A 16836-nucleotide genomic window follows, 5' to 3' on the forward strand; every position below is an offset into this window, starting at 1 on the left:
TTGCTCAGGCCGCAGCCTTAGCAGATTCCTTCAGCAGCGAAGCTACGCGCTCGGAAGGTTGTGCACCAACGCTGAGCCAGTAGTTCAGACGCTCTTGGTTCACGGACAGACGGATTTCCTGACCACGGGCAACCGGGTTGAAGAAACCGATTTGTTCCTTGTGGGAACCATCACGTGGGTTACGGCTGTCGGTGACAGTCAGGTGGTAAAACGGGCGCTTCTTCGAGCCGCCAAGGGCCAGACGGATTGTTAGCATTGAACAATTTCCTGTAGTCGGTGCTGCAAATCTAAGGTGCACGGACGGGCACGGGTGCCCGAAAGGCCGCATATTCTAAGGAATATCCGGACTTTTGCAAATGACTTTTTCGGGCACGAGCCGTCTGGGCCACTCAAGACTTGCCATGAAGCCATCATCTCTGACGACTGGTTAGCGCCTGCGCGAGCAGGCCAGTGGGGCGTCGCCCCAAAGAAAGTCGCGCGAAACGGGGTCTCGCGCGATACGAATCACATCTTGGGCATGCCGCCGCCGGGCAGCATGCCGCCCATGCCACGCATCATTTTGGCCATGCCGCCCTTGGTCGAAAACTTCTTCATCATTTTCTGCATCTGCTTGTGCTGCTTGATCAGACGCCCGATGTCCTGCACCTGGGTGCCGGAACCCATGGCGATACGACGCTTGCGCGAGCCGCTGATCAGCTCGGGGTCGCGGCGCTCGGCCGGGGTCATGGAGTTGATGATGGCTTCCATCTGCTTGAACTGCTTTTCGGCAGCGCTCTGGGCGTTGCCCATCTGGGCCAGGTTCACGCCACCCATGGTCGGCAGCTTGTCCATCAGGCCACCCAGGCCGCCCATGTTCTTCATCTGTTGCAGCTGGTCGCGGAAGTCTTCGAGGTCGAAGCCCTTGCCCTTCTTCAGCTTCTTGGCCAGTTTGTCGGCCTTTTCCTTGTCGAGGGTCTGTTCGGCCTGCTCGATGAGGCTGAGCACGTCGCCCATGCCCAGGATGCGCGAAGCGATGCGGTCAGGGTGGAACGGCTCGAGGGCGTCGGTCTTCTCGCCCATACCGATGAACTTGATCGGCTTGCCGGTGATGGCACGTACCGACAACGCGGCACCGCCACGGGCGTCGCCGTCGACCTTGGTCAGGATCACACCGGTCAGCGGCAGCGCATCGCCGAATGCCTTGGCGGTGTTGGCCGCGTCCTGGCCGGTCATGGCGTCGACCACGAACAGGGTTTCAGCCGGCTTGACCGCTGCGTGCAGGGCCTGGATCTCGCCCATCATCTCGGCGTCGATATGCAGACGACCGGCGGTGTCGAGGATCACCACGTCGATGAACTTGAGCCTGGCTTCCTTGATCGCCGCTTCAGCGATAGCCACTGGCTTCTGGCTGATATCGGACGGGAAGAAGGTCACGCCGATGTCGTTGGCCAGGGTTTCGAGCTGTTTGATCGCCGCAGGACGGTAGACGTCCGCAGACACCACCATCACGCTCTTCTTCTTGCGCTCCTTGAGGAACTTGGCCAGCTTGCCCGCAGTGGTGGTCTTACCCGCACCCTGCAGGCCGGCCATCAGCACGACGGCAGGCGGCGCGACGTTGAGGGTCAGCTCTTCGTTGGCGGCCCCCATCATCTCTTCGAGTTCGGCCTGGACGATCTTCACGAACGCCTGGCCCGGCGTCAGGCTGCGCGACACCTCGGTGCCGACCGCGCGTTCCTTGATGCGATTGACGAAATCCTTGACCACAGGCAACGCGACGTCGGCTTCGAGCAGCGCCATACGCACTTCACGCAGTGTGTCCTTGATGTTGTCCTCGGTCAGCTTGGCCTTGCCGGTGACCTGGCGCAGCGTCTGCGAGAGACGATCTGTCAGATTTTCAAACATGCGTGATCCTTTGAGTTCGTGTCGAACCCCGGTTGTGCGGCCGCCCTGTCACGGCGCACCGGTTCTACAGTGGCTATCTATATAGAAGCAGCCTGTATACAGGGCAGCGAAAACAGCGCTCGGCGAGCCTGTGGCTTGAGCAGGTCGCGGATTATAGCGAAGAGTCGGCCCTGCGCACACCATGACGTCTGCTTCTGTGGTCTTTCGTGCACTGAGGGTTCTATGCCAAACTCAGCGGCTTTCGGGCACGCCCTCCAGGATCTATGTTCCCCTTGCCACCGAGTTTGCTATTCAGCCTCGCCGCCGCCGCTCTCTACGCCGCTGCGACCCTCTATCAAGGTACTCGCCTGCGTCAGGGCAAGAAGGCCGACAAATGGCTGCTGTGCCTGATCGGCACCCTGGCGGTCGCCTGCCAGGCCAGCGCGCTGTTCGGCCAACTGGTACGGCCCATCGGCCTGGGCCTGGACTTCTTCAGCGCCGCCAGCCTGATCGCGGTGGCGGTGATCATCGTGACCATGCTCGCCTGCATCCGCATTCCGGTGGAAATCCTGCTCATCCTGCTGTTTCCGCTAGGGCTGCTGACCACCCTGATGGCGCAGTTCGCCCCCACCGGCACGCTGCAGCCGATCATCGGCGAACAGGGCCTGATCGGGCACATCCTGCTGTCGATCCTGGCCTACGGCATGTTCACCATCGCGGTGTTCCAGGCCTTGCTGCTGCTGTTGCAGAACCATCAACTGAAGAACAAGCACCCCTCAGGCCTGATTCGCAACTTCCCGCCGCTGCAAACCATGGAAAGCCTGCTGTTCGGCTTCCTGTGGGCCGGCTGGACGCTGCTGTCGATGTCGCTGATTTCCGGCTGGCTGTTCGTCGAGAACCTGTTCGCCCAGCACCTAGTGCACAAGACCCTGCTGTCGATTCTCGCCTGGGTGGTGTTCAGCGTGCTGCTGTGGGGTCGCAACCGCCTGGGCTGGCGCGGTCACAAGGCGATCCGCTGGACCCTGGGCGGATTCCTGCTGCTGATGCTGGCCTACTTTGGCAGCAAGCTGGTACGCGAATACATCCTGCATATCTGACGGGCGCCGATCATGGATAACCTGCCAATTGGCACGATGCTCGCGATTCTGGCCCTGCTCACGCTGTGGTCGGGCCTGATGACCGCCGTTGAAGCCGCCCATCACAACCTGCGTGCCGCGCGCATCAACCCGCGCTCGACCGAACCGCCCAAGCCGGTGCTGGCGTTCAACCTCAACAGCCTGATTCTGGGCAACACGCTGCTCAAGGTGTTGATCACTGTGCTGGCGACTCTGCTGGCCGTTGCCCAGTGGTACGTCCATGGCGCAATGATCGCCTGGATCGTGGTGGCCAGCGCACTGGTCATCATCACCGAGTTCATTCCGCGCAAGCTCGCCTCCCGCCGTCCCGAGGCCATCCTGCTGCTGGGCAACAGTGTGCTGCGCATGCCGATGCGCCTGCTGCGTCCGCTGACCTGGATCTACAAGAACGTCGCCAAACTGCTGCTGCGCCCGTTTCTCTCCAAACGACGCCCGGACACCGCCGCCGATGACGACGATCTCGGCGCCACGATGTACCAGGAAAACGACAACACCTTCGGCCGCGCCCAGGTCATTTCCGGCATCCATGCGCTGGACAGCATGACCGTCAATGACATCCTCGTGCCGCGCAGTGAAGTGGACGGGATCAATCTGGACGACAGCATCGAAGAGATCGCCGACCAGTTGATCATTTCCCGCCACACCCGCCTGCCGGTCTATCACAACGACATCAACCAGGTCGAAGGCGTGCTCAACACCCGCATGATCAGCCACCTGCTGCCACGCGGGCAATTGACGGTGGAAGCGCTGAAAGCCGCCTGCTACGAGCCCTACTTCGTGCCCGAAAGCACCCCGCTGCAATTGCAGTTGCTGAACTTTCACAAGCAGCAGCGGCGCATGGGCGTGGTGGTGGACGAATACGGCGAAGTGCTGGGCATCGTCAGCCTGGAAGACATTCTGGAAGAGATCGTCGGCGAATTCGAAAGCGAGCAATCGCTGGACAACCCGCACATTCACCCGCAGCCCGACGGCCGCCTGGTGGTCGAAGGTGCCGCATCGATCCGCGACCTCAACAAAAGCCTTGGCTGGCACTTGCCGGCCGACGGGCCGAAGACCCTCAACGGCCTCATCACCGAGGCGCTGGAAACCATTCCCGACAGCTCGGTGTGCCTGAAGATCGGCCCCTACCGGCTGGAAACCCTGGAAACCGAAGACAACCGCGTCACGCGGGTGCTGATGTGGCAGAACGCCCGGACTAAACAGGTCCACTAGGCTGTTCGGCATGTTTGAAACACTTGTTTTGGCGCCTGCGCCGTTCCTATAATCGGGGCGCTTACCCAGCCCCGCCGATCCGCGTGCTACCCGCACCGTGCGTGATTCGGCCAGTCACCCAGCCTGACGTCTTTTCGCAACACCTCTGGCGCCCGCTCCCATCCCGAGCGTGCGCGATGCCTGCACCCCCATCCGGGCTAGTCTGTTCAGCGCTGTACCCAAAATAATTAATGTTTGCCCCAGCACGCGTGCGAATTTTCGTCGCCGGCTGACAGGCAAGACGACTGCCAGGGATACCCGCATGACTAGCACCTCCGCCTACCAACCCAGCGACGAGCGCGAGAGCCGTCCGGCCAACTCCGCCGCTCGGGTGGCCACCGCCAGCTTCATCGGCACCGCCATCGAGTTCTACGATTTCTACGTCTACGCCACCGCAGCGGCCCTGGTGATCGGGCCGGTGTTCTTCCCGCAGACTTCAAGCACCGCACAGATGCTGTCGGCGTTTCTGACCTTCGGTATCGCCTTTCTCGCACGCCCCCTGGGTTCTGCGCTGTTCGGCCACTTTGGGGACCGCATCGGCCGCAAGTCGACGCTGGTCGCTTCGCTGCTGCTGATGGGCATCTGCACCACGCTGATCGGCGTGCTGCCCGGCTATGACGCCATTGGCTCCTGGGCGCCAATCCTGCTGTGCGTGCTGCGCTTCGGCCAGGGTCTGGGCCTGGGCGGCGAATGGGGCGGTGCAGCGCTGCTGGCCACCGAAAACGCGCCAAAGGGCAAACGCGCCTGGTTCGGCATGTTCCCGCAACTGGGCCCTTCGATCGGTTTCCTCGCGGCCAATGGCCTGTTTCTGACGCTGGCCATGACTTTGAGCGACGAACAGTTCCGCTCCTGGGGCTGGCGCATTCCGTTCCTGCTCAGCGCGGTGCTGGTGGTCATCGGCCTGTATGTGCGCCTGAAACTGGAAGAAACGCCGATCTTCGCCAAGGCCATCGCCCGCCATGAACGGCTGAAAATGCCGATTGCCGAGCTGTTCGCCCAGTACTGGGCGCCGATGCTGCTGGGTGCGGCGTCGATGGTGGTGTGCTACGCGCTGTTCTACATCTCGACCGTGTTCTCCCTGAGCTATGGGGTCAAGAGCCTGGGCTACAGCCGCGAGTCGTTCCTGGCCATGCTGTGCTTCGCGGTGCTGTTCATGGCGCTGGCGACACCGCTGTCTGCCTGGGCCAGCGACCGTTTCGGCCGCAAGCCGGTGCTGGTCGTGGGTGGTGTGCTGGCGATCCTGTCGGGCTTTTTGATGGAGCCGCTGCTGACCCACGGCACCACCTGGGCGGTCACGCTGTTCCTGTCCATCGAGTTGTTCCTGATGGGGGTGACCTTCGCACCGATGGGCGCCATGTTGCCCGAGCTGTTTCCTACCCGCGTGCGTTACACCGGCGCGTCAGCGGCCTACAACATCGGCGGAATCGTCGGTGCTTCGGTGGCGCCGTTCTTCGCCCAGAAGCTGGTGGAAATGGGCGGCCTGAGCTGGGTGGGCGGATACGTTTCCGCAGCGGCCCTGTTGAGCGTGATCGCCGTGCTGTGCCTGAAGGAAACCCGCGACGCCGATCTGGACAAGATCGCCTGACCCTCCCCCTCCCAACCGGACGCTGCTTGCAGTCATTGCACTGCAAGTAGCGTTTGGCGAAAGTTCGGCTACGCTTGCGGCATAACTCTAATGTTCAACTTTGCGTCCGGCACCCTTTCAATCGCATGCCTGCATCGAGATACCCGCCGACGTTAGTCCGACCCAGCGAGACTTTATGCCTGCTGCCTCTGCACGCCAGTCAATTGCCCAGCACAACACGCTCGGCATCATGCAACCTTACTTCTTTCCTTATCTTGGCTACTTCCAGCTGATAGCTTCGGTCGAGCGCGGGGTCATCTTCGACACGGCGCAGTACGGCCGCAAAAGCTGGATGAATCGCAACCGGATGCTCGATGGCAAGGGCGGCACCCAGTACATCAACGTGCCGGTCAGCGCGTCACTGGGCACGTCGATTCAGGCGGCCACGGTCATCGATCGCCAGGCAGCCTTGCAGCGCATTCTCGGGCAACTGGACCTGTATCGGGGCAAGGCGCCGTTTCACCCACAGGTGACAGACCTGCTGCGCAAGACCTTCAACGCGGTCAAGGGCAGCGGGCTGGGCGAGCTGAACGTGCAGTCGCTCAAGGTCACGTGCGAATACCTGGGTTTGAAGTTTGGCTGGACGCCGCTCTCGGCCATGGACCTGCAACTACCACCCATCACCCACCCTGGCGGCTGGGCGCTGGAAATCAGCAGCCGGCTGGGTGCGACGCGCTATATCAATGCGCCGGGAGGCAGGGACATATTCACCAGCAGCGATTGGCAGGACCGCCAGATCGACCTGCATTTTCTCGACCTCACCCCCTTCCAGTACGACACAGCGCCGTACGACTTCATCGAAAACCTGTCGATTCTCGATGTGCTGATGTGGAATGAGCCGCAGGCGGTGATGACGTTCATCCGGGAACACACCCGGACCGTCAGCTAGGGGTCGCTGCCGGGTCGAGACTGACCCGGCAGCAGTGTCGCTTACAACTGGACCTTGACCGCCATGGACGCGCGGGTCGCCTTGGCGCGGGCCGCTTCGATGGACTCGTCACGCGCCAGGGCCACGCCCATGCGGCGCTGGCCGTTGACTTCCGGCTTGCCGAACAGGCGCAGCGCGGTGTCTGGCTCGCTCAGGGCCTGCTCCAGATTGGCGAAAGCGGTCTGGGTCGAAGTGCCTTCCACCAGGATCACCGCAGAAGCGGACGGGCCGAACTGACGGATCAGCGGGATCGGCAGGCCGAGAATGGCGCGGGCGTGCAGTGCGAACTGCGACAGATCCTGGGAAATCAGGGTCACCAGGCCGGTGTCGTGGGGGCGCGGCGAGACTTCGCTGAACCACACCTGATCACCCTTGATGAACAGCTCGACGCCGAACAGGCCGCGGCCGCCCAGTGCTTCGGTCACAGCCTTGGCAACGCGCTCGGATTCGGCCAGTGCCGCCGGGCTCATGGCCTGTGGCTGCCAGGATTCCTGATAGTCGCCCTTCTCCTGACGATGGCCGACCGGCGCGCAGAAGGTGGTGCCGCCGACGTGGCGCACGGTCAGCAGGGTGATTTCGTAGTCGAAGTCGATGAAGCCTTCGATGATGACGCGACCTTTACCCGCCCGGCCGCCTTCCTGGGCGTAGTCCCAGGCTTTCTGCACGTCGGCTTCGGTTTTCAGCAGGCTCTGGCCCTTGCCCGACGAACTCATCACCGGCTTGACCACGCACGGGAAGCCCAGGTCTTCGACGGCCTTCTTGTAGTCTTCGAAGGTGTCGGCGAAGTGGTATGGCGAGGTCGGCAGGTCCAGCTCTTCGGCTGCCAGGCGGCGAATGCCTTCGCGGTTCATGGTCAGCTGGGTGGCACGGGCGGTCGGGATGACGGTAAAGCCTTCGGACTCGAGTTCGACCAGGGTCGCGGTGGCGATGGCTTCGATTTCCGGGACGATGTAATGCGGTTTCTCCGCTTCGATCACTGCACGCAGCGCCGTGCCGTCGAGCATGTTGATGACGTGGCTGCGGTGCGCGACCTGCATGGCCGGGGCGTTGGCATAACGGTCGACGGCAATGACTTCAACGCCCAGGCGTTGCAGTTCGATGACCACTTCCTTGCCAAGCTCGCCACAACCGCAAAGCATGACGCGGGTCGCGGTCGGCGACAGTGGAGTTCCGATTTGAGTCATCTCAGGTCCTCGTGGAGCGGATATCGAGGGCAGCCCGGCATGTGCGAGCGACCACAGGGGAGAAAGGCGCGCAATTTACCATGAAGGCCGGGAAATGGGGTGCTGCGGCTGACGGGTGATCGAATCGTCGACCCAATTCCTGTAGGAGTGAGCTTGCTCGCGATGGCGTTCCATCAGATTCAAATCTATCGCCTGAAAAGACGCTATCGCGAGCAAGCTCACTCCTACAGAAGAGATTGCTATGGCTGGCCCACCGAAAACATCATCCCGCCCGCTCTCGCCCGTTCGCCACACAGCAACAGCACCGCGCGCCGCTCGTCGTTGCTCATGCGGCTCCAGCCGGTAATCTCGGCCACGGTGCGCTGGCAGCCGACGCAAACGTCGTGGTCGTCCAGCGCGCAGATGTTCACGCAGGGCGAACGTACGGGTCTTTCATGAGCGGGGGTTTCGGTGGACATCAGTCTTCCTGTGGTGCCAGATCACGTGCATAACGCTGGGCATTATGAACGTAGTGAGCGGCGCTGGCTTCGAGCATTTTCTTCTGGGCTTCGGTCAGTTCGCGCACGATCTTGCCCGGCGAGCCCATGACCAGCGAGCCATCGGGAATCACCTTGCCCTCCCCGATCAGCGAATTGGCGCCGATGATGCAGTATTTGCCGATCTTCGCGCCGTTAAGGATCACCGAATTGATGCCGATCAGCGTGTTGTCATCGACCGTGCAGCCGTGAAGCATCACGTTGTGGCCGATGGTCACGTTCTTGCCGATGGTCAGCGGCGAGCCCATGTCGGTGTGCATCACGGTGCCATCCTGCACATTGCTGTTCTCGCCGATGTCGATCAGCTCGTTGTCGCCGCGCAGCACCGCACCGAACCAGACGCTGGCGTTGGCCTGCAGGCGTACCTTGCCGATCAGGGTCGCGGTGGGGGCGATCCAGCTTTGCGGATGAGCTTCGACGCGGGCGTCTCCCAGACGGTATTTCATATTGTTCTTCCTTCATGGCGCAGCTCTACGGCCGCAGGTCGAGCGCAGGGGCTCACGGTATGACAACAGGGCTCAGGACTTCAGGGTCAGGATGGTCGAACGGCTGGGCGGACGATGCAGGTCGATGTCTCTGTCGAACAGCACGTTCATCAGCTCGACGATCATGATCGCGGTCAGGCCCCAGATCTTGAACTCGCCATAGCGGTAGCTGGGCACGTACCAGCTGCGGCCCTGGTAATCGATGCGGTGGGTATGCTCGCGTGCATCCTGGCGAAAGAATTCGAGGGGAACACTGAACACGGCGGCGATCTCGCCATCGTTGGGGCGGTATTCGACAAAATCGGGGATCACCCCGACATAAGGCGTGACCTTGATCCCGTGCTTGGAAATCAACTGGCCAAGGGGGCCGACGACCTCCACGAGCCCGGGCGGCAGGCCGATTTCTTCCTCGGCCTCGCGCAGGGCGGTGAACACCAGGTCAGGGTCTTCGGGGTCGCGGCGCCCGCCGGGAAACGCCACTTCGCCACCGTGGGTGGACAGGCCGCTGGCGCGCAAGGTCAGGACCAGTTCGGGGTCGTCGCTGCGGGTGATGGGCAGCAGCACCGCCGCTTCAGGGAAGCGTGCATCAGTCTCCAGGGTGCCTGGCGTGTGGCTGCTTATACGGCGAAGTAGCTCGTCCAGCATGGGAAGCCTCGATCTTTTGCCTACCCGGCATGATGCACCAAAGCGGCGGCGCGCCCAAGCCCTTGTCGGGGGCCCGGGCCGTTTGTCGGGTTTGCCTGGCAACGCCCCCTTGCCGGACACCTGCGCCACACGCCAAGATAGCCGCTGACGCAAGGAACGACTCGAACATGAAATTCTGCAGCCAGTGTGGCGAACAGGTTACCCAGCGCATTCCGGAAGGCGACAGCCGCCCACGCTTCGTGTGCGACCACTGCCAGACCATTCATTACCAGAACCCCAATATCGTGGCCGGTGTGCTGCCGGTCTGGGGCGACAAGGTGCTGCTGTGCCGGCGCGCCATCGAGCCGCGCCTGGGCTACTGGACGCTGCCGGCGGGCTTCATGGAAAACGGCGAGTCGGTCGAGCAGGCCGCACGCCGGGAGACCGTCGAGGAAGCCTGTGCGGTACTGGAAGACTTGCACCTGTACGCGATGATCGATGTGCCGCACATCAGCCAGGTGCACATCTTCTACCGCGCCAACATGGCCAGCGAAGATTACGCTGCCGGCGTGGAAAGCCTTGAGGTAAAGCTGTTCGACGAAGCTGACATTCCATGGTCCGAGCTGGCTTTCCACACGGTCAGGCGTACCCTAGAATGCTTCTTCCACGACCGGCGGCATCAAGTTTTCCCCGTGCATACCGATTGCCTGTCTGTTACACCTGCACTCAAGACCACTTGATAACATGAGCCCGGCGCCACGACGCGCAGGCTTCAGGGATACCGTTTCGATGCGCTGTCTGCTTGCCGTTTCATGCCTGTTCGCCTGTCTGTCTGTCGCTCCGATGTCCCAGGCCGCGTTCACCCAGACCATCGTGCCCAAGGGCAGCGAGCAGAAATTCGTCGACGGCAAGGTGGTGGACACCGCTGACATTTCCGAGCGCTCCATCGACAAGGTGCTGGTGCTCAAGTCCGCGCACCAGTTGCAGTTGATCAGCAAGGGCGAGCCGCTCAAGACCTATCGCATCTCGCTGGGCAAGGCGCCCAAGGGCCCGAAACTGCAGGAAGGCGACCAGCGCACACCGGAAGGTTTCTACTGGCTCGACTGGCGCAAGACCAGCGATGCCTTCAACCTGTCGATGCACATTTCCTACCCCAACATCTCCGATTCCGCACGCGCCCGCCGCGAAGGCGTGAACCCCGGCAGCATGATCATGATCCACGGCACGCCGATCAACGAAGAATACCCGGAGTGGTATTTCCACACCCTGGACTGGACCAACGGCTGCATCGCCATGCGCAACAGCGACATCCGTGAAGTCTGGGACCTGGTCAAGGACGGCACGATGATCGAGATCCGTCCGTAACCAATCTAACACCACTTCTCGCCTGCACTTCCCCCATACGCTTCACCGCATTCCCGGACGGCACCGCATCCCATACTGCTCACCGCACTCCCCCCGTAGCAGCACGGCTTGCCGGCGGGAGCGGTGTATCAGATCCATCCCTTCAAGCTGACACTCCGCTCCCGCCGGCAAGCCGTGCTGCTACGAGGCGTGTCGTTTGCAAGATAGTTGAACGATGCCACAGCAACGGTTTTGTCACCGGGCAGTGACGAACCCGTCATTGACGTGGTATTCAAGTGGTATTACTTTCGGATGCACTCTCCGAACATAATTCCAACCACTTCGGACCCCGTACATGACCTCGATCCTCGCCCTGCGCCCCGATGACAGCCAGCCGACGCCGCTCTATCTGCAACTGGCGCGCAATCTGGAAGCGGCCATCCATGCAGGTCAGTGGAAAGCCGAGCAGGCGCTGCCCTCCGAGCGCAGCCTCAGCGAAACCCTGAACATTTCCCGCGTCACCGCGCGCAAGGCACTGGAAATTCTGCTGGAGCAGGGCCTGATCCGACGCAGCCAGGGCTCGGGCACCTTCATCACGCCGCGCCTGGAACAACCCTTGTCGCGCCTTTCCAGTTTCAGCGAAATGCTCCGGCTCAAAGGCTTCACCCCCAGCTCCCAGTGGCTTGAGCGTGACATCGCCCTGCCGACCCACGAAGAACTTATCCGCCTCGGCCTGTCGCCCACCGAGAAAGTCGCGCGGCTCAAACGCCTGCGCAAGGCCGACGGCATCGTCATGGCCGTCGAGCTCAGTGCACTCCCTGCAGCCCTCCTGCCTGAACCCGAGGCGATTGGCGATTCACTCTACGCCCACCTCGATTCGATCGGGCGTCCCGTGGTGCGCGCCCTGCAGCACATCCGCGCGATCAACGCATCCGAGGAAATGGCGGCGATGGTGGGCATCGAAACCGGCACCGCGATGCTGCTGATGACCCGTATCGGCTATCTGGCGGACAACACCCCCATCGAGCTGACCGACACCTATTGCCGCGACGACTACTACGACTTCGTCGCCGAACTGCGGCGTTGAGCGCCTGACCACGGAGCCAGCATGTCCGACTTCAACATCCTTACCCCTGACGGCTGGATTCGCGGCCGCCTGAATCACCAGGACGGTCGCGTGACGCAGATCGACGGCGTGCCGTGCGACCCCGCTGCGAACGACCTGCCGTACCTGCTGCCGGGCTTCATCGACCTGCACGTGCACGGCGGTGGCGGCGCGGACATCATGGAAGGTGCCGACAGCTTCGCCACCATCGCCCGCACCCACCTGCGCTTCGGCACCACTTCGATGCTGGCCACCACCATGACCGCGCCGGCCCATGAAATCAGCCAGGTGCTGAGCGCGCTGGGTGCCTTCTGCGAAACCCGCCAACCGGGCACCGCCCGCGTGCTGGGCGTGCATCTGGAAGGGCCCTACATCAATCCCGGAAAGCTCGGCGCGCAGCCTAACCATGCCCACGCCGCGCTGCTGGGTGAAGTCGATGATTACCTCACGCGCGCGCCGATCAAAGTCATCACCATCGCCCCTGAAATCGCCGGGCATGTGGAACTGATCAAGACCCTGTCCAGCCGCGGCGTGCGCCTGCAGATCGGCCACACCCTGGGCAGCTATGAAGAAGGCGTCAAGGCGCTGGAAGCAGGCGCCAGCAGCTTCACCCACCTGTACAACGCCATGAGCCCGCTGCATCACCGCGAGCCCGGTATCGTTGGCGCAGCGCTGGCCCATGCACGTTATGCCGAACTGATTCCCGACCTGCTGCACGTGCACCCCGGCGCCATCCGCGTGGCGCTGCGCTCGATCCCCTGCCTGTATTGCGTCACCGATTCCACCGCCGCCACCGGCATGCCCGATGGCGAGTACAAACTGGGCAGCCACACCGTCACCAAATGCCTGGGCGGCGTGCGCCTGGCCGACGGCACCCTGGCCGGCAGCACGCTGACCATGGACCAGGCGCTGCGCAATCTGGTGAAGATCGGCCTGCCATTGAGTGAAGCCTCACAGCGCCTGTCGCAATTTCCTGCGGATTACCTGGGTATTCAGGAACGTGGCCGGCTGGAAAAAGGCAGTTGGGCCGACGCCGTTTATCTGGATCGCGATCTGAAACTGACCGCCGTCATGGTTGAAGGAGAAACCATTGAACTCAAGAATGCTTGATGAGGCACTTGCCTCCCATGATGTCATCCAGCGCCAACTGGACGTGCTGGAACCGCGCCTGATCGCTGTAGCCGAACGCCTGCGCCAGTGTGAGCCAAAGGTGATCGTCTCGGTGGCGCGCGGCAGTTCCGACCACGCGGCCAGCTACTTCGCCTACCTGACCATGCAACTGGCGGGCGTGCCGGTGGCTTCGTTGCCGATGTCGGTGGTCACCCTGCATGACTCGCCCATGCGGGTGCAGGGCCAGCCCGCTTTCGCCTTCTCGCAGTCGGGGCAAAGCCCGGATCTGGTCGGCAGCATGGAGAAACTGCGCCAGCAAGGCGCGCTCACCGTGGCTCTGGTCAACGCCGAAGACTCGCCCCTGGAGCACGCCTGCGAATGCGTACTGCCACTCTGCGCCGGCCCTGAACTGAGCGTCGCCGCGACCAAGAGCTTCATCGCGACCTTGAGCGCCAGCGCCCGCGTCGTCGCTCACTGGCAACAGGACGCGCAATTGCTGCAAGCCGGTCGCACCCTGCCCGGCCAGTTGCAGGCTGCGGCGCGTCAGGACTGGTCCGCCGCCGTCGATGCGCTGCGCGACTGTCAGCGGCTGATGGTCATTGGCCGCGGCACCGGTTTCGCGATTGCCCAGGAAGCGGCGCTCAAATTCAAGGAAACCTCGTCCATCCAGGCCGAGGCCTTCAGCAGCGCCGAAGTGCGCCACGGCCCGATGGCGCTGGTGGGCGATCACTACCCGCTGCTGATCTTCGCCACCCGAGGTGCCGAACAGGCCAGCCTGCTGGCGCTCGCCACCGACATGCGCGAGCGCGGCGCCACCGTGCTACTGGCTGCGCCCGACGACATTGCCGAACGCGACCTGACGCTGATCTGCGCCGACCACCCGGCCCTCGATCCGATTCTCGCCATTCAAAGCTTCTACGTGATGGCCGCTGCACTGGCGCAGGCCCGGGGCCTGGACCCGGACCAGCCGCGCCACCTGAGCAAAGTCACCAAAACCCACTGATCGCACGCCGCCCGGCCGATGCCTGCAAGGACGATGTCATGAATAACAATAAACAGATGACGTTCAGCGCCCCGTTCAGCGGAGCCCTGCTGACACTGGCGCAGATCCCCGACCCGGTTTTCGCCAGCGGCGCGATGGGTACCGGCCTGGCCATCGACCCGCTGGATGACGTGCTGCACGCGCCCTTTGCCGGCGTGGTCATCAACATCGCCCGCACTCGCCATGCCATCAACCTGCGCGCCGACAACGGCAGCGAGTGGCTGCTGCACGTGGGCATCGATTCGGTCGAACTGGGCGGCGAAGGTTTCGAAGCCCTGGTCAAGGAAGGCCAGCGCGTGAGCGAAGGGCTGCCATTGCTGCGTTTCGATCTGGATCACGTGGCGCGCCATTGCCGCAGCCTGGTCAGCGCGCTGATCCTGCTCAATGGCGACCGCTTCACGCTCGACCCTGTTCAGGCTTCTGGCACGGTCAACGTGGGCGAGCCGCTACTTAACGTCGCAGCGCTGGCCCGATCTGATGATTCAGACTCCGCCCACGACCCTCGGGCTAAACAGGCACGGGGCACTATTCGTGTCGCCCATAACGGCGGATTGCACGCCCGCCCGGCGGCGCTGGTACGCCAGACCGCACGCCAGTTCGCCAGCCATGCCGAGCTGCATTTCGCCGGGACCAGCGCCTCCACCGACAGCGTCACCGGCCTCATGGGCCTGGGCGTTGCCGAGCAGGACGAAGTGGAAGTGGTGTGCCTGGGTCACGACAGTGAAGTGGCATTGCAGGCGCTGCTCAAGGCGCTGTCCACACCCTCTCCGGATGAGAAGCCCCACGGGATCGCTGCTATTGCGCAGACGCGCGCCGCTTCGAGCAACGAACCAGGCATCCTCACCGGTGTCACCGCATCCCCGGGGCTGGCCAGCGGCCCGATGTTCCGGCTGGGCACCATCGAACTGGACGAAGACACCGGCGGCCATCGCCCGGACGAGCAACGGCAGATCCTCAGCGAAGCGCTGGTGCAGGTTCGCACAGAGATCAGCGCCTCGCTCAATCACGATCAGGACGAACAGAGCGCGATTTTCGCCACCCACCTTGCGATGCTCGAAGACCCCGCCCTGCTCGACGCCGCCGTCGATGCCATCGACCAGGGCAAGAGCGCGGCCCACGCCTGGAGTCAGGCGGTATTGGCTCAGTGTGACCATCTGCAGACACTGGGCAACCCGCTGCTGGCCGAGCGCGCCAACGACCTCCGCGATCTGCGCCAGCGCGTGCTGTTGAGCCTGCTGGGTGAAGCGCGCTGCGTCGAGGTGCCGGCCTGGGCTATCGTTGTCGCAACCGAACTGACGCCTTCGGATCTGTTGATGCTGGCCGAGTGCGGCATCGGCGGTATCTGCATGGCCGAGGGTGGCGCCACTTCCCATGTGGCGATTCTGGCGCGGGGCAAGGGTCTGCCGTGCCTGGTGGCCATGGGTGGCGATCTGCTCGACGCAGCGCAGGAACAGGAAGTGGTACTGGACGCCGACAACGGTCGTCTCGAGCTGGCACCGGACGCCACTCGCCTGCAGGCGATTCAGGCGCTACGCAGCCAACGCTTCGAACAACGCCAGCGCGAGCAGCAAAGCGCTCACCTGCCCGCCCTGACTCAGGATGGCGTGGCGGTGGAAATTGCCGCCAACGTTGCGTCTCGCGCCGACACCGAAAACGCGCAGCTCAATGGCGCCGATGGCGTGGGCCTGCTGCGCACGGAATTCCTCTTCGTCGACCGCAGCGCGGCACCCACCGAAGACGAACAACTGGCGGCCTATCAGTCGGTACTCAATGCAATCGCGCAGAAGCCGGTGATCATCCGCACCATCGACATCGGCGGCGACAAGCAACTGCACTACCTGCCCCTGCCGGCCGAAGCCAACCCGGTGCTGGGCCTGCGCGGGATTCGCCTGGGCCAGGCCCGGCCCGAATTGCTCGACCAGCAGTTGCGCGCCTTGTTGCGCGTAACGCCCCTGAGCCGCTGCCGCATTCTGCTGCCGATGATCACCGAGGTCAGCGAATTGATCGCGGTGCGTCGGCGTATCGACGAACTCGCGCAACTGGCCGGCATCCACGAACGCCCTGAGTTGGGCGTGATGGTCGAAGTACCCTCTGCGGCATTGCTCGCAGAACGGCTGGCCGAGCATGCGGACTTTCTGTCCATCGGCACCAACGATCTGTCGCAATACACCCTGGCCATGGATCGCGATCACGCAGGCCTCGCCGCGCGGGTCGATGCCATGCACCCGGCGCTGCTGAAACTGATCGACATGACCTGCACCGCTGCCGCCAGCAAAGGCCGTTGGGTCGGTGTGTGCGGAGCCCTGGCCAGCGACCCGCTCGCCACTGCGGCGCTGATCGGCCTGGGCGTGCGCGAGCTTTCGGTGAGCCCGCCACAGGTTGGGCAGATCAAGGCGCAGGTCCGCGAACTCGACACCCGCCAATGCCAGGCCCTGGCCCAGCACCTGCTGACCCTGGGCAGCGCCGCCGAGGTGCGAACGGCCTGCAACACCTTCCAGACTCAGGTCCAGAGCAAGCGATCTGCCTGAACAGAGCCCCTGCTCCTCAATAACAAGCACAAGAACAGAACGCCAAGGAGAGACGCCGTGTACCAACATTTCATCGAAG

16 protein-coding genes are annotated in these 16836 nt (G+C 63.1%); 10 read left to right on the forward strand and 6 right to left on the reverse strand.

All coding sequences use genetic code 11. From position 1 onward, the window contains the following. Positions 1-4 precede the first annotated feature (4 nt). Both rpsP and ffh read right to left on the reverse strand, forming a co-directional pair. Positions 5-256, reverse strand: a complete 252-nt coding sequence (rpsP, locus tag NPS29_RS16395; RefSeq protein WP_166593605.1) for a 30S ribosomal protein S16 — start codon at positions 254-256, stop codon at positions 5-7. 248 nt (positions 257-504) lie between these two features. Continuing rightward, on the reverse strand, positions 505-1881 hold the full coding sequence (gene ffh, locus NPS29_RS16400) for a signal recognition particle protein (protein ID WP_274133785.1): 1377 nt from the start codon (positions 1879-1881) through the stop codon (positions 505-507). Between the two features lie 263 nt (positions 1882-2144). On the opposite strand from ffh, the gene NPS29_RS16405 reads away from it, so the two are divergent. The 4 genes from NPS29_RS16405 (at position 2145) to NPS29_RS16420 (ending at position 6760) form a co-directional block, all read left to right on the forward strand. Next, entirely contained in the window at positions 2145-2957 is an 813-nt protein-coding gene (locus NPS29_RS16405) for a cytochrome C assembly family protein (RefSeq protein ID WP_274133786.1), read from the forward strand. A 12-nt stretch (positions 2958-2969) separates the two neighbouring features. Beyond that, positions 2970-4208 (forward strand): CNNM domain-containing protein, encoded by a 1239-nt coding sequence (locus NPS29_RS16410; protein ID WP_274133787.1) that lies wholly within the window; start codon positions 2970-2972, stop codon positions 4206-4208. Between the two features lie 301 nt (positions 4209-4509). Beyond that, positions 4510-5832, forward strand: a complete 1323-nt coding sequence (locus NPS29_RS16415; RefSeq protein ID WP_274133788.1) for an MFS transporter — start codon at positions 4510-4512, stop codon at positions 5830-5832. A gap of 175 nt (positions 5833-6007) precedes the next feature. Beyond that, positions 6008-6760: a WbqC family protein gene (locus NPS29_RS16420; RefSeq protein ID WP_274133789.1), complete on the forward strand. Its 753-nt coding sequence runs from the start codon at positions 6008-6010 to the stop codon at positions 6758-6760. A 41-nt stretch (positions 6761-6801) separates the two neighbouring features. Here NPS29_RS16420 and purT read toward each other — a convergent pair whose 3' ends face one another. The 4 genes from purT to NPS29_RS16440 all read right to left on the reverse strand — a co-directional run bounded on the left by purT (position 6802) and on the right by NPS29_RS16440 (position 9649). Next, complete coding sequence (gene purT / locus NPS29_RS16425) at positions 6802-7983, reverse strand: formate-dependent phosphoribosylglycinamide formyltransferase (protein ID WP_274133790.1); 1182 nt, start codon at positions 7981-7983, stop codon at positions 6802-6804. A 239-nt stretch (positions 7984-8222) separates the two neighbouring features. Further along, the gene (locus NPS29_RS16430) at positions 8223-8441 is read right to left on the reverse strand and encodes a DUF1289 domain-containing protein (RefSeq protein ID WP_274133791.1); all 219 of its coding nucleotides are present in this window, start codon (positions 8439-8441) and stop codon (positions 8223-8225) included. Then, a complete protein-coding gene (locus NPS29_RS16435; RefSeq protein WP_274133792.1) occupies positions 8441-8965 on the reverse strand; it encodes a gamma carbonic anhydrase family protein in 525 nt (174 codons plus the stop codon). The genes NPS29_RS16430 and NPS29_RS16435 overlap by 1 nt, the downstream gene beginning before the upstream one ends. A gap of 72 nt (positions 8966-9037) precedes the next feature. Continuing rightward, positions 9038-9649, reverse strand: coding sequence for a CoA pyrophosphatase (locus tag NPS29_RS16440; protein ID WP_274133793.1), 612 nt, complete (start codon positions 9647-9649; stop codon positions 9038-9040). Positions 9650-9816: 167 nt separating this feature from the next. Here NPS29_RS16440 and NPS29_RS16445 point away from each other — a divergent pair, with 167 nt between their 5' ends. The 6 genes from NPS29_RS16445 (at position 9817) to ptsP (ending at position 16757) form a co-directional block, all read left to right on the forward strand. Continuing rightward, on the forward strand, positions 9817-10368 hold the full coding sequence (locus NPS29_RS16445; RefSeq protein ID WP_274133794.1) for an NUDIX hydrolase: 552 nt from the start codon (positions 9817-9819) through the stop codon (positions 10366-10368). Positions 10369-10417: 49 nt separating this feature from the next. Next, entirely contained in the window at positions 10418-10993 is a 576-nt protein-coding gene (locus NPS29_RS16450; RefSeq protein WP_274133795.1) for a L,D-transpeptidase family protein, read from the forward strand. 334 nt (positions 10994-11327) lie between these two features. Then, on the forward strand, positions 11328-12059 hold the full coding sequence (locus tag NPS29_RS16455) for a GntR family transcriptional regulator (protein WP_274133796.1): 732 nt from the start codon (positions 11328-11330) through the stop codon (positions 12057-12059). 21 nt (positions 12060-12080) lie between these two features. Continuing rightward, on the forward strand, positions 12081-13187 hold the full coding sequence (gene nagA / locus NPS29_RS16460; RefSeq protein ID WP_274133797.1) for an N-acetylglucosamine-6-phosphate deacetylase: 1107 nt from the start codon (positions 12081-12083) through the stop codon (positions 13185-13187). After that, positions 13180-14190: an SIS domain-containing protein gene (locus NPS29_RS16465; RefSeq protein ID WP_274133809.1), complete on the forward strand. Its 1011-nt coding sequence runs from the start codon at positions 13180-13182 to the stop codon at positions 14188-14190. Before nagA ends, NPS29_RS16465 begins: the two co-directional genes overlap by 8 nt. Before the next feature lie 38 nt (positions 14191-14228). Then, entirely contained in the window at positions 14229-16757 is a 2529-nt protein-coding gene (ptsP, locus tag NPS29_RS16470; protein WP_274133798.1) for a phosphoenolpyruvate--protein phosphotransferase, read from the forward strand. Positions 16758-16836 lie beyond the last annotated feature (79 nt).

The organism is Pseudomonas putida (assembly GCF_028682175.1).
Classification (GTDB): domain Bacteria; phylum Pseudomonadota; class Gammaproteobacteria; order Pseudomonadales; family Pseudomonadaceae; genus Aquipseudomonas; species Aquipseudomonas putida_AD.